This is a genomic window from Pseudomonas sp. B21-053 (genome assembly GCF_026016365.1).
Classification (GTDB): Bacteria; Pseudomonadota; Gammaproteobacteria; order Pseudomonadales; family Pseudomonadaceae; genus Aquipseudomonas; species Aquipseudomonas nunensis.
Genome location: NZ_CP087205.1, coordinates 1,926,302 through 1,939,601, shown reverse-complemented (window position 1 = coordinate 1,939,601; position 13,300 = coordinate 1,926,302). Strand labels below are relative to the sequence as shown.

12 protein-coding genes are annotated in these 13,300 nt (G+C 59.5%); 5 read left to right on the top strand and 7 right to left on the bottom strand.

Annotation, left to right across the window (positions count from 1 at the left end; genetic code table 11):
* Window positions 1-117: 117 nt before the first annotated feature.
* From hda to LOY68_RS08860, 3 genes are all read right to left on the bottom strand, one after another.
* The gene (gene hda / locus LOY68_RS08870) at window positions 118-822 is read right to left on the bottom strand and encodes a DnaA regulatory inactivator Hda (protein WP_054049492.1); all 705 of its coding nucleotides are present in this window, start codon (window positions 820-822) and stop codon (window positions 118-120) included.
* A 230-nt stretch (window positions 823-1,052) separates the two neighbouring features.
* On the bottom strand, window positions 1,053-2,126 hold the full coding sequence (locus LOY68_RS08865) for an AI-2E family transporter (protein ID WP_163909116.1): 1,074 nt from the start codon (window positions 2,124-2,126) through the stop codon (window positions 1,053-1,055).
* Window positions 2,127-2,164: 38 nt separating this feature from the next.
* Complete coding sequence (locus tag LOY68_RS08860; RefSeq protein WP_265044163.1) at window positions 2,165-3,223, bottom strand: DUF2066 domain-containing protein; 1,059 nt, start codon at window positions 3,221-3,223, stop codon at window positions 2,165-2,167.
* A gap of 383 nt (window positions 3,224-3,606) precedes the next feature.
* Here LOY68_RS08860 and purM point away from each other — a divergent pair, with 383 nt between their 5' ends.
* From purM to LOY68_RS08845, 3 genes are read left to right on the top strand one after another with little or no spacing between them, the layout of a single operon-like run.
* Window positions 3,607-4,665: a phosphoribosylformylglycinamidine cyclo-ligase gene (purM, locus tag LOY68_RS08855; RefSeq protein ID WP_008148639.1), complete on the top strand. Its 1,059-nt coding sequence runs from the start codon at window positions 3,607-3,609 to the stop codon at window positions 4,663-4,665.
* On the top strand, window positions 4,665-5,315 hold the full coding sequence (purN, locus tag LOY68_RS08850) for a phosphoribosylglycinamide formyltransferase (protein ID WP_163909114.1): 651 nt from the start codon (window positions 4,665-4,667) through the stop codon (window positions 5,313-5,315). Before purM ends, purN begins: the two co-directional genes overlap by 1 nt.
* A gap of 8 nt (window positions 5,316-5,323) precedes the next feature.
* The gene (locus tag LOY68_RS08845; RefSeq protein ID WP_054049485.1) at window positions 5,324-6,037 is read left to right on the top strand and encodes a DUF3108 domain-containing protein; all 714 of its coding nucleotides are present in this window, start codon (window positions 5,324-5,326) and stop codon (window positions 6,035-6,037) included.
* Window positions 6,038-6,185: 148 nt separating this feature from the next.
* Here the strand turns inward: LOY68_RS08845 and LOY68_RS08840 are convergent, their stop codons facing one another.
* Together LOY68_RS08840 and LOY68_RS08835 are read right to left on the bottom strand one after the other, a co-directional pair.
* Window positions 6,186-7,811 carry a methyl-accepting chemotaxis protein gene (locus tag LOY68_RS08840; RefSeq protein WP_265044159.1) on the bottom strand — a complete coding sequence of 542 codons (1,626 nt, stop codon included), beginning with the start codon at window positions 7,809-7,811 and terminating at the stop codon, window positions 6,186-6,188.
* A 139-nt stretch (window positions 7,812-7,950) separates the two neighbouring features.
* Window positions 7,951-8,964 (bottom strand): amidohydrolase family protein, encoded by a 1,014-nt coding sequence (locus tag LOY68_RS08835; protein WP_413787173.1) that lies wholly within the window; start codon window positions 8,962-8,964, stop codon window positions 7,951-7,953.
* 147 nt (window positions 8,965-9,111) lie between these two features.
* On the opposite strand from LOY68_RS08835, the gene LOY68_RS08830 reads away from it, so the two are divergent.
* Both LOY68_RS08830 and LOY68_RS08825 read left to right on the top strand, forming a co-directional pair.
* Window positions 9,112-9,528 carry an OsmC family protein gene (locus tag LOY68_RS08830; RefSeq protein WP_265044156.1) on the top strand — a complete coding sequence of 139 codons (417 nt, stop codon included), beginning with the start codon at window positions 9,112-9,114 and terminating at the stop codon, window positions 9,526-9,528.
* 61 nt (window positions 9,529-9,589) lie between these two features.
* A complete protein-coding gene (locus tag LOY68_RS08825; protein ID WP_265044154.1) occupies window positions 9,590-10,450 on the top strand; it encodes a pirin family protein in 861 nt (286 codons plus the stop codon).
* Between the two features lie 100 nt (window positions 10,451-10,550).
* Here LOY68_RS08825 and LOY68_RS08820 read toward each other — a convergent pair whose 3' ends face one another.
* The gene (locus LOY68_RS08820) at window positions 10,551-11,279 is read right to left on the bottom strand and encodes a dienelactone hydrolase family protein (protein WP_265044152.1); all 729 of its coding nucleotides are present in this window, start codon (window positions 11,277-11,279) and stop codon (window positions 10,551-10,553) included.
* A gap of 61 nt (window positions 11,280-11,340) precedes the next feature.
* A complete protein-coding gene (gene htpG / locus LOY68_RS08815) occupies window positions 11,341-13,245 on the bottom strand; it encodes a molecular chaperone HtpG (protein ID WP_265044151.1) in 1,905 nt (634 codons plus the stop codon).
* Window positions 13,246-13,300: the final 55 nt, after the last annotated feature.

Here is a 13,300-nt window from a genome sequence, read left to right as displayed (position 1 = left end):
TTCTCGTTTACATCTAAGCGCTTAAACCCGTTCTGAATCTTTACGCAGCCTGCAGCCATGCAGGAAAGCGGATTTTCTGGCGCCTGGAATATGCCAAAAGCCGCTAAAGGCCTTGGTTTACCAGCCTAAAGTCTCTTTCAGAAACGGGATCGTCAGCTTGCGCTGAGCTTGCAGGGAAGCCTGATCGAGACGTTCAAGCAGCTCGAAAAGCGCGCTCATGCTGCGGGTGCCACGGGTCAAAATAAAATGCCCGACTTCGTCCGTCAGGTGCAGTCCGCGACGGGAGGCGCGCAATTGCAGGGCGCGCAATTTATCTTCGTCGGAGAGTGGGCGCATCTGGAAGATCAGCGCCAGGGTCAGGCGTGATTTGAGGTCCGCCAGCTTCACCGGCAATTCACGCGGCGAGGTCGAAGCGGCGATCAACAGGCGCCTACCGCTGTCACGCAGCCGATTGAACAGGTGGAACAGCGCCTCTTCCCAATCCGCTCGCCCGGCGACAGCCTGCAAGTCATCGAGGCAGACCAGTTCGTATTGTTCGAGGTTGTCGAGGATTTCGATGCCGCGATCCAGCAACTCGGCGAGCGGCAAATACACCGCCGGTTCGCCCATCTGCTCGAAACGCAGGCAAGCAGCCTGCAACAAGTGCGTGCGCCCTACCCCGTCCTTGCCCCAGAGGTAAATCAGGCTTTCGGTCCAGCCGGCGTCGGCTTCGCATAGCCGCTCGACATAGCCGAGTGCAGCGGCATTGGCGCCTGGGTAGTAATTGATAAAGGTAGCGTCATCACGCAGACGCACACCTAGGGGCAGCTGAATCGGTTTCATGCTGACTGAACAGTTCCAAAGGAACCGTTAGTGGCCTCTGTGTAAAGTTTGCGAAGTTTATACCCGTGGGGCAGCCCGCACAATGCGGCAGACCACAAGCAAAATCAAAGGTTTGCGTTAACGCACTGGTTTTGTGACAGATTCTTTGGCGGTGCATGTGACAGCCAATAGAAAGAAGCGGGCCAGCCTGGCACGTAACCAGGCCGCCCGTTACGAGATATCAGACAGTTTTACAGCTCGGGCTCATCCACCCCACTGTACACATCTGAATCCTTATACAAATCATGCAGATGGCGCACCAGTACCATGATCACCGCCGCCACCGGCAACGCCAGCAGTACACCGGTGAAACCGAACAGCTCGCCGCCGGCCAGAATGGCGAAAATCACCGCCACCGGGTGCAGGCCGATCCGGTCCCCTACCAGCAATGGCGTCAGCACCATGCCTTCCAGCGCCTGACCGACCATGAACACCGCGACGATACCGAGCATGGGATACAGATCGCCATGGAACTGGAACAGACCGGCAATCAATGCCGCGCCAATCCCGATCACGAAACCCATGTACGGCACGATCGCCGCCAGACCGGCAATCAGGCCGATCAACAGCCCCAGTTCCAACCCGACCAGCATCAGGCCCGCGGCATAGATCACGCCCAGCGCCAGCATCACCAGCAATTGCCCGCGCACAAACGCCCCGAGCACTTCATGGCATTCACCGGCCAGCGACACCACACGCTCTTCGCGATCGCGGGGCAACAGGCTGCGGATCTTGGCCATCATCAGGTCCCAGTCCCGCAGCAAGTAGAAACTCACCACCGGGATCAGCACCAGGTTGGCCAGCCAGCCGATCAACGCCAGCCCGGAGGCCGTCGCCTGGCTCAGCACCACGCCGACAATGTCGGTGGTCTGGCCCATGTGCTCGCTGATCGCAGCCTTGAGCTTGTCGAACTTCCAGAAGTTATCCGACAGGCCAAATTTCGACTGCGCCCACGGCAGCGCCGTGTGCTGCAACCAGTCGAGCATCTGCGGCGCCAGTTCGTACAAGCGAAACAACTGCTTGGCGAGCATCGGCACCAGCACCAACAGCAAGGTCGTGAAGATCAGGGTAAACAGCGCGAACACCGCCACCACACCCCAGGTTCGCGACAGGCCGGCCTTCTCCAGGCGATCCACAAGAGGATCGAACAGATAGGCCAACAGCAGCGCCACCAGAAATGGCGTCAGGATCGGATGCAATAGCCAGACAAACGCGCAGAGCAGGACCACCCCACCCAACCAGAACCAACGCCGCGTATCGGCCATGTACAACTCCCTATGCTTCTATATAAAGAAAGAAAACCTTACCAACGGAATCGCAGCTGCGGCACGGGTGCCGGAGCGGGCGCTACAACCGGTGCCGAACCCTCGGCCGGCTGAACCGGTGCGACAGGCGCCGGCGCTTCACCGGCCGGAACCTCCTGCAACTTCGCCAACGACAGCTGCGAGCGCAATTGCTCGGCACTGCCATTGACCCGATAAACAATACGATCGCCATCGACGCTGACCAGACGCCCGCCAAACGGATCCAGCAAGCGCCCCAGCGCCGCGTAGCGCTCCAGATTCATGCCCTGCACTTCGAGCAACTGTTCGCTCGAGACACCGGCCTTGACCACAAAGCGCGGCGCCATACGCTGAGCGACCGCCAGCATCACCGCATCGGCCACAGCGGCTTGATCCGCGCCCTGCACCGTGCCCGCTTCCTTCTGGTCGCCGAGCCACAAATGCCACTTGGCCTGCCATTGGCCACCCTCTTCCCGGGCATGCACCGCGAGCAGGGCATCGGCGTTGTAACGTTCGGATGCGCCACGCAATGGCGCCGCATCCGTCCCTTCAAGATTCGGCGCTGTAGCGACCAGTTGTTCACTCAAGTCCGCCAGCGGCAAGCGCAACGGCAAACCACGGTGCTGGGCCGCGCGACGCAATGGCGCGGCAGTGGCCTGACCATCGCCGACCAGGCTTGAACCCTCGGCGGAGTCGTTCAGCCACCAGCCCAGGATCGACGGCCGATTCGCGCCCCACAACGACAGCCCGGCACGACGCAGCGCCTGCTCGGTGGTGGCCGGGTCGAAATCGACTTTCAGCACTTCCGGCGGCCCGGCGTCAAAACCGTACTGACTGATGATTTGCTGCGGGTCCTTGCGGATCGCCGCCAGCCCCGGATTTTGCGCAGCCTTGGGGTCGCCGGTCAGGCGCAACACCAGCGTGTCCAGTGCCTCCTGGGTCGCTTGATCGCGCACCTCGGGACTCTGGCTGCTGACAGGCTGACGCACCTGATAAAGGCCTTTCACGGTTTCGGCATGACTTGCCAGGCTGAAAAGCGACAAACAACCCACAACTAAATATTTGGAGAAAAAACGCATGGAAGATTCCTGACGACAAGAGCGGCTGGAACTGGCCGCGAGAACGTGTTGAGCAAGGCTGTGACCACCGCCCTGAGCAAAACATTCACCCGGCCCCGATAAGTTTTTGGCACTGCCCTAACGATAGACGGTTAATGGCGATACCTTATACAGGCATGAGGGAGGCGACCAACACGGGCAATAACGGTTTTTTTCGGCCGATATGCCCCTGCCGTCGGCGCGAGGATGGCCGCTGCCTCTCAAGCCTGATAAAATCGCGCGCCTTCGCAGACCGGCAACAGCCGGGCAGTGTCGGAATAGCGCGCATGGCTTTCGCCTACGCTGTTTCGGCGGCCCTAATGGACTCGGTCGTTACCCCTGAATCCCCCCTAAAGGCCTGGATCATGAGCAAGCAACCCTCCCTGAGCTACAAGGACGCCGGTGTAGACATCGACGCCGGTGAAGCATTGGTCGAACGCATCAAGAGCGTCGCCAAGCGCACTGCGCGCCCGGAAGTCATGGGCGGCCTGGGCGGTTTCGGCGCCCTCTGCGAAATCCCGGCCGGCTACAAGCAGCCAGTGCTGGTTTCCGGTACTGACGGCGTCGGCACCAAGCTGCGCCTGGCGCTGAACCTGAACAAGCACGACAGCATCGGCATCGACCTGGTCGCCATGTGCGTCAACGACCTGGTGGTATGCGGCGCCGAGCCGCTGTTCTTCCTCGACTACTATGCCACCGGCAAACTCAACGTCGAAACCGCGACCCAGGTCGTGACCGGCATCGGTGCAGGCTGCGAACTGTCCGGCTGCTCCCTGGTCGGCGGCGAAACCGCTGAAATGCCTGGCATGTACGAAGGCGAAGACTACGACCTGGCCGGCTTCTGCGTTGGCGTCGTGGAAAAATCCGAAATCATCGACGGTTCCAAAGTCGCTGCCGGCGATGCCCTGCTCGCCCTGCCGTCTTCCGGTCCGCACTCCAACGGCTACTCGCTGATCCGCAAGATCATCGAAGTGTCGGGTGCCGACATCGAAAACATCCAGCTCGACGGCAAACCGCTGACCGACCTGCTGATGGCTCCGACCCGTATCTACGTGAAGCCGCTGCTCAAGCTGATCAAGGAAACCGGCGCTGTCAAAGCCATGGCCCACATCACCGGTGGCGGCTTGCTGGACAACATCCCGCGCGTTCTGCCAAAAGGCGCTCAAGCCGTGGTTGACGTCGCGAGCTGGACCCGCCCTGCGGTGTTCGACTGGCTGCAAGAAAAAGGCAACGTCGACGAAAACGAAATGCACCGCGTGCTGAACTGCGGCGTCGGCATGGTCATCTGCGTGGCTCAAGAGCACGTTGAAACCGCGCTGAATGTGTTGCGTGAAGCCGGCGAGCAGCCTTGGGTCATCGGCCAGATCTCCACCGCTGCCGAAGGCGCGGCTCAGGTCGAACTGAAGAACCTTAAGGCGCACTAATGTCCGCCACCTGTGATGTCGTGGTGCTGCTCTCCGGCACCGGCAGTAACTTGCAGGCCTTGATCGACAGCACGCGGACCGGCGACAGCCCGGTCCGCATCGCTGCGGTGATTTCCAACCGCGCCGACGCCTACGGCCTGCAACGCGCCAGGGAGGCGGGTATCGACACCCGCTCCCTGGATCACAAGGCTTTCGATGGCCGCGAAGCCTTCGATGCCGCGCTGATCGAACTGATCGACGCCTTCAACCCCAAACTCGTGGTACTCGCCGGTTTCATGCGCATTCTCAGCGCAGGTTTCGTGCGTCACTATCAGGGTCGCCTGCTGAATATCCATCCCTCGCTGCTACCCAAATACAAAGGGTTACACACTCATCAGCGCGCTTTGGAGGCCGGCGACACCGAACACGGCTGCTCCGTGCACTTCGTCACCGAGGAACTCGATGGCGGACCACTGGTCGTACAGGCAGTAATACCGGTAGAGTTGCACGATTCGCCGCAGAGTCTGGCGCAGCGGGTCCACGTTCAGGAACACCTGATCTACCCGATGGCCGTACGCTGGTTTGCCGAAGGTCGTCTGTCCCTCGGCGAACACGGTGCTTTACTGGATGACACGTTACTCGCGGCCAGCGGCCACTTGATTCGAACCTAGGAGATATTATGCGTCGCGCCTTGCTCTTCGCTTGCGCTCTGCTCGCCCTGCCCTTCGCACAGGCCGCAGACCTTCAACCTTTCTCCGCCAGCTACACCGCCGACTGGAAACAGCTGCCCATGAGCGGCACTGCCGAACGCAGTCTGACCAAGGGCGCCAACGGCGTTTGGACACTCAGCTTCAAGGCGTCGATGATGATCGCCAGCCTGTCCGAACAAAGCACCCTGACCCTGGACAAAGACACGTTGCTGCCCCAGTCCTACCACTTCGAACGTGGCGGTTTGGGCAAAGCCAAGAAGGCTGACCTGGACTTCGACTGGTCCACCAAAATGGTCACCGGCACCGATCGTGGTGACGCGGTCAAGATCCCGCTCAACCGCGGCATGGTCGACAAATCCACTTATCAGCTGGCCCTGCAACACGATGTGGCCGCTGGCAAGAAAAGCATGAGCTACCAGGTCGTCGATGACGGCGAAGTCGACACCTATGACTTCCGGGTGCTGGGTTCGGAAAAAGTCGATACCAAGGCTGGCCAGATCGATGCGATCAAGGTCGAGCGCGTGCGCGACCCGACACAAAGCAAGCGCATCACCGTAATGTGGTTCGCCAAGGATTGGGATTACCTGCTGGTCCGTCTGCAACAGGTTGAAACCGACGGCAAGGAGTACAACATCATGCTCCTGGACGGTACGGTCAACGGCAAGGCTGTCAAAGGCAGCTGATCCGGCTAGACACCAAAAGCCCCGCGATTGCGGGGCTTTTTTTTGAATCAAAAGATCGCAGCCTGCGGCAGCTCCTACAGGAGAATGCATTCCAATGTAGGAGCTGCCGAAGGCTGCGATCTTTTGACCTTCATCTGGAGGCAGTAGATCAAACCGAAAACCGCGCCACCATACTGTTCAAATCCACCGCCAACCGCGACAACTCCTGGCTCGCCGCACTGGTCTGGTTCGCCCCCGCCGAAGTCTGCAACGCCAGGTCGCGGATGTTCATCAGATTGCGATCCACCTCCCGCGCCACGGCCGCCTGTTCCTCCGAGGCACTGGCGATCACGATGTTGCGCTCGTTGATCAAGGTGAACGCCGAGGCAATCTCCTCCAGCGCCACGCCCGCGGCTTTCGCCACTTCCAGGGTCGAACGCGCGCGGCTATTGCTCTGCTGCATCGAGCTGACGGCAGAATCGGTGCCTTGCTGGATGCCACTGATCATCTGCTCGATTTCCTGAGTCGATTGCTGCGTCCGGTGCGCCAGCGCTCGCACCTCATCCGCCACCACGGCAAAACCGCGCCCGGCATCGCCTGCACGCGCCGCTTCAATCGCCGCGTTCAGGGCCAACAGATTGGTCTGCTCGGCAATCGAGCGAATCACATCCAGCACCTTGCTGATGCCGTAGACCTTCTGCGCCAAATCCTCAACCTGACTGGCATTGGCTGTCACATCGTCCGCCAGGGACTCAATGGACTGCACGGTCTGATGCACCTGCGCGCGGCCATGCTGGGCGATCCGGTCAGATTCCCGGGACGCTTCGGAAGTCGCCACCGCGTTGCTCGCCACTTCCTCCACCGCCGCCGTCATCTGATTCACCGCTGTAGCGGCCTGCTCGATTTCCAGGCTCTGCTGATGCAGCCCACGGGTCGCGTCTTCCGTGACGCAACTGAGTTCTTCCGAGGCCGAGGCCAATTGGCTGGACGAGTCAGAGATACGCCGAATGGTGTCGCGCAAGCTCTGCTGCATGCTCTTGAGCGCGTGCAACAGCCGCGCCGGTTCGTCCTTGCCACTGATGCTGATGTCGCCGGTCAGATCACCGCCCGCCACCACTTCGGCCACCCGCAACGACTGGGACAACGGCAACACAATGCTGCGGGTCAGCAGCAACGCGAGGCCAATGGTCATCAACGCCGCCAGCGCAACCATCACCCCGACCCAGACCCGCGAGTTGCTGAACACCAGGCGTGCCGCCTCGGTGGCCAGGTTGGCGTTGCGTTTGTTCAGCTCGACCAGCGACTTGAGGGTGACCGCGATTTCGTCGGCCAATGGGCTCATCTCGCCATTGACGATAGCCGCCGCGTCTTCGATCCGGTCTTGGGCAGACAGGGTCATCACCTGCCCCTGAAATTGCAGGTACTTTTGCTCCGAGGCCTTGAAGCGATCGAACAGCGAACGCTCCTCGGGCAGCACGATCAACGCGTTGTAGCGCTGCTGCGCATCGCCGAGTACGCCTTTGAGCTCATTGAGTTTGCCGACGTTCTGCGCCAGCGCCGCCGGGTCGCGGTTGATCAGCAGGCGCATGGTCAGGGCACGCAGCCGCAGCATGTCCTGACTCATCTCCCCGACCGCCATCACGCTGGGCAGCCAGTTGTTATCGACCTGATCGGACTGAGTGCGCATGTTCGACATTTGCGCCAGGGCAAACGCGCCCAAGCCAAACACCATCAACGCCAACAGGCCAAAACCCAGGCTCGCGCGCGGGGCAATATTGAGACTGCGGATGCTCATCGCTTTGGTTCCTTCCAAAAATGCACTGCATATCCCTGCAGCGGGTTGCTTTAGAAGGTATCGGCCCGGAGAAAATTTGCGTAAGACCAAAACGTGATATCAAAACGCCTTGCTACTTCGATCGTCCGGCGGGAACGATTCAGCGCGCAACTTTGGGCAACACTGCCAGAAAATTATCTCTCGCGACTTTTCTCGCAACACCTTCCGGCAACGCATCGAGAAACGGGTCGAAGCTGTGCATTTCCTGACCCAATTTATCGAAGCGTCCTACGACATCCGACCCCAGCATGAAACGCTCCGGAAAGCGCTCCACCAGTTTCAGCCATTCGTCCCGTGGCTTGCCCTGCTCATCCAGCAGATAGGGCGTGAGCATGCTCCAGGACAGGTCGATGAACAGATTCGGGTACGCCTCAAGCATCCGGGTCAACGTCGGCAACAGAAAATCCAGCTGCGTCTGGTGCCGATGGATTTCCACGCTGGTGCCGGCATGCGCCCAGATAAACCGCGTGTGCGGGTGATTACGCAACGGCTCTTCCATTTCCGCCAGGTACAGTGGATTTCTCTCACGCTTGGAGGTGATGTTCGAATGCAGCATCACCGGCAGGTCATTTTCGGCGGCGAGGTGATAGATCCGCGTCATCGCCTCGTTATTGGCCCGTGGCGTATCACCCGACGTCAGCGCCGTCAGGTCATCGTGCCGGGTGAAGACTTCGCCGATGCCCTGCCACAACCCCGGGTTGAGATCGAGCATGCGCTGGATGTGCGCCTCGGAGTTTTTATCGTTGGGGTTGAAGCCTGACAGGAATGGGTGAAAACGCTGACGCTGCTCCGGCGTGAGCTTGTTCACCGCGGCGGCGACAATCACGTCGGTCGCGCTGTACCAATAGGCATCGGCGTCGTCACCGGCGTAGTAACGCGGGCGCTTGGGTTCGTCTTCATGCCATTTCTTCGCTACCGGGATGCCGGAAATCATCACGTGATCGATGGAGCTGTCAGCCATCGACTTGAGCAAGGCAGGCATCCCGGCAGTTTCCTGGAAGAAGTCCACGTAATGCAGGTGCGCATCGCTGTAGGCATAGTCGCGGGCGTCCGCGTATGAACTGCAAAGCACCAACCACCAGGCGAGACTCAAGCGGATCCGGGGCACGGGCATTCTCCAATGACATGAGCCCCATAGACCTCGCCGCGCCAATCAGGGTTCAGCCCGCAAGAAAGTGGAACGCAGCACAGCACGAATGCTCTATACCTTCAGGGTCCGTTTTTGCTCGAATGACTTTTCCTACTGCCGAAGAGGTTTCCCATGACTGTTACCGTCAATACCGTTTCCAGTGAAGGCTTTCGTCACACTGTCCAGATCGATGACCACGAACTGTTTGCCGATGTACCGAAGTCCGCCGGTGGCGAAGGCTCGGCGCCGGAACCCCATGATTACTTCGACGCCGCGCTCGGTGCCTGCAAGGCGCTGACGCTGAAAATGTATGCCAAGAAGAAAGACATCCCGCTGACCGGCGTGGGTGTCGAGGTCAAACGCGACAACAGCGAAGAGCAGAAAGGCAAATATGTCCTGCACGTGACCCTTACGCTCAAGGGCGTGCTCACCGACGACCAGCGCGCGGAGTTGTTGCGAGTCGCTGACCGTTGCCCGATTCATAAACTGATGACCACCACCGACGTCACCATCGAAACCCACGCGCCACAGGGCTTCGACAGCCAGTAATTACGACGATGCCAGCGGCGGGTTATGCTCCACGCATTACCCGCCCAGCCTGGAATGCAGCATGAACACGCCCCTCGTGATCCGCCCCCGCGCCGAAGATGTTGAAGGCCAGCCGATTCTTCGCCCGTTGCCGTCAGCCAAATGCCGCAGCGTCGGGCCTTTCGTGTTTTTCGACCACATGCTCGAAACCCGTTATCCGGCGGGTAAAGGCATGAACATCCGACAACATCCGCACATCGGTCTGTCGACCCTGACTTATTTGTTCAAGGGGCAGATCCAGCACAAGGACAGCCTCGGTTCCGATCAAGTGGTGGACATCGGTGACGTCAGCTGGATGACAGCGGGCAGCGCAATTGCCCACGTTGAACGCACGCCTGAAGCGCTGAAAGACAGCGGCTTCACGATGCATGGCTTGCAGATCTGGCTGGCGTCGCCCAAGGAGCATGAGCAAGGCCCGGGGCATTACAGCCATCATCCGGCCGCCACGCTGCCGGTCAGCGATAACCTCGGCGTGAAGATCCGCATGATCGCCGGGTCAGGCTTTTGCCTGGAATCGCCGGTGCCAGTGCTTTCTCCTACGTTGTACGCCGAACTGAACTTGCAAACCGCGACGACATTGCTGATTCCCACCGAGCATGAAGAACGGGCACTGTATGTGCTGGACGGCGAGGTGCAACTCGATGGCGAGCTAATAGAACCGCATTCGCTGGTGGTGTTGCCGGTCGGGGAAGAGATGACGTTGTTTGCCGAAAGCGACTGTCACGCCGTGCTGTTCGGCGGCGCGCCACTGGATGGGCCACGGCGGATCAACTGGAATTTTGTCGCGAGCGATCCGGCGGCCATCGATGAAGCGCGTCGGCGCTGGGCGGCCGGGGATTGGCCGACGGTGCCGGGGGAAAGTGAGCGGATTGAATTGCCTTAAGGGCAAAAATCAAAAGATCGCAGCCTTCGGCAGCTCCTACAGAATGTCACCGTCCCTGTAGGAGCTGCCGAAGGCTGCGATCTTTTGATCTTGAGAGCTATTAGTCGCTAAACACTTCATCCAGCAAGTTATGCATCGACACAAACGCCCGCCCTGCGGTTTTCGCGTCGTACATCATCTTGCCCGGCACATTCGCATGCGGATCGGTAAACGAGTGCACCGCCCCACCGTAGCTCAGCAATTGCCAATCCACGCCCGCTGCGTTCATTTCTTCTTCAAACGCCGGCAGTTGCTCTTTCGGCACCAATGGATCGGACGCACCGTGCAGCACCAGCACCGAGCCTTTGATGTTTTTCGCATCGTCCACGTTCGGCGTATCCAGCGAGCCATGGAACGACACCGCCGCTTTCACTGGCGCACCGCTGCGAGCCAGTTCCAGCGCGCAGCAACCACCAAAACAGAAACCGAAGGTCGCCAGTTTCGAGGTATCGACCGCGACGTCGCCCTGCCCTTGCAACTGCTCGAAAGCCGCCTGCATACGCTGGCGCAGCAAACCGCGATCATTCTTCAACGGCATCATCGCCGCGCCGGCCTCGTCGCCATTCTGCGGACGTACCGACTGACCATAAAGGTCGGCGATCAGGACTACATAGCCTTTGGACGCCACTGACTTGGCGATCTCTTCGGCACCGGCGCTGATGCCCATCCAGTTCGGCGCCATCAGCAAACCCGGGCGCGGGCTCTTATGGTCGGCATCGAAAGCCAGACGGCTTTCATAAGACTGGCCATCTAGCTGATAGACCACGGAACGCACAGTGACTTGGCTCATCTCAAACTCCTAAGACTCAAGAATAAAAAAACCCGCCGAAGCGGGTTTTTGTACAACTCAGTTAAACCGACAGTTCAACCAGCAACTTGTTGAGACGGCGCACATAAGCCGCCGGGTCTTTCAAGCTGTCGCCGGCCGCCAGGGCTGCCTGATCGAACAGGATGTGCGACAGGTCGCCGAAGCGCTCGTCGCTCTGCTCGTTGTCGAGTTTCTCGATCAGCGGGTGAGCCGGGTTGAATTCGAAGATCGGCTTCGAATCCGGAACCTTCTGCCCGCTGGCTTCGAGGATCTGACGCATCTGCAAGCCCAGGTCCTGCTCACCGATGGCCAGGATCGCCGGAGAATCGGTCAGACGGTGGGAAACCCGTACTTCAGCGACGGAGTCGCCCAGTGCGGTTTTCAGACGCTCAACCAGGCCTTCTTTGGACTTGGCGACTTCTTCCGCGGCCTTCTTGTCCTCTTCCGAGTCCAGGTTGCCGAGGTCCAGGTCACCGCGTGCCACGTCGACAAAGCTCTTGCCGTCGAAGTCGCTGAGGTAGCTCATCAGCCACTCGTCGATGCGGTCGGTCAGCAGCAGCACTTCGATGCCTTTCTTGCGGAAGACTTCCAGGTGCGGGCTGTTTTTGACTTGGGCGTAGGTTTCGCCGGTCAGGTAGTAAATCTTGTCCTGACCTTCCTTGGCGCGAGCCAGGTAATCAGCCAGGCCAACAACCTGCTCGCCTTCTTCGCCCTGAGTGGACGCGAAGCGCAGCAGGCCAGCGATTTTCTCTTTGTTGGCGAAATCTTCAGCCGGGCCTTCTTTCATCACCTGGCCGAAGTTTTTCCAGAAGCCTTTGTATTGCTCAGGCTCGTTCTTCGCCAGTTTTTCCAGCATGTCGAGTACACGCTTGGTCAGCGCCGACTTCATGGAGTCGATGATCGGGTCTTTCTGCAGGATTTCCCGCGACACGTTCAGCGACAGGTCGTTGGAATCGACCACACCTTTGATGAAGCGCAGGTACAGCGGCAGGAACGACTCGGCCTGATCCATTACGAATACGCGCTGCACGTACAGCTTCAGGCCTTTCGGCGCTTCACGCTGGTACAGGTCGAACGGAGCACGGGTCGGTACATAAAGCAGCGAGCTGTATTCCAGCTTGCCTTCGACCTTGTTGTGGCTCCAGCTCAGCGGGTTTTCGAAGTCGTGAGCGATGTGTTTGTAGAACTCCTGGTATTCCTCGTCCTTGATCTCGGTGCGAGGACGGGTCCACAGGGCGCTGGCGCGGTTGACGGTTTCCCACTCAACGGCTGGCTTCTCTTCGCCTTCAACGGCTGCCACTTCTTTCGGCAACTCGATCGGCAAAGCGATGTGATCGGAGTATTTCTTGATGATGTTGCGCAGACGGTAGCCATCGGCGAACTCGTCTTCACCGGACTTCAAGTGCAGGACGATACGGGTGCCGCGCTCGGCTTTGTCGACGGTGGCAACTTCAAAGTCGCCTTCGCCCTTGGACGACCAGTGCACGCCTTCGCTGGCGGCAGCGCCGGCACGACGGCTGAACACGTCGACTTTGTCAGCGACGATGAATGCCGAGTAGAAGCCCACACCGAACTGACCGATCAGGTGCGAATCTTTCTTCTGATCGCCGGACAGGTGTTTCATGAAATCAGCGGTGCCGGACTTGGCGATCGTGCCCAGGTGGGTGATCGCGTCTTCGCGGCTCATGCCGATACCGTTGTCTTCGAGGGTGACGGTTTTCGCGTCTTTGTCGAAGCTCACACGGATTTTCAGTTCGGCGCCACCTTCCAGCAACTCAGGCTTGGACAGGGCTTCGAAACGTAATTTGTCGACAGCGTCAGAGGCATTCGAGATCAACTCGCGAAGGAAAATTTCCTTGTTGGAATACAGCGAATGGATCATGAGGTGCAGCAGTTGCTTCACCTCGGTCTGGAAGCCCAGGGTTTCCTTTTGAGTTTCCACACTCATGGTCATCAAACTCCAATCAGATGGCAGTGGCCGCGACCTTCAGGGTCGACGGCGG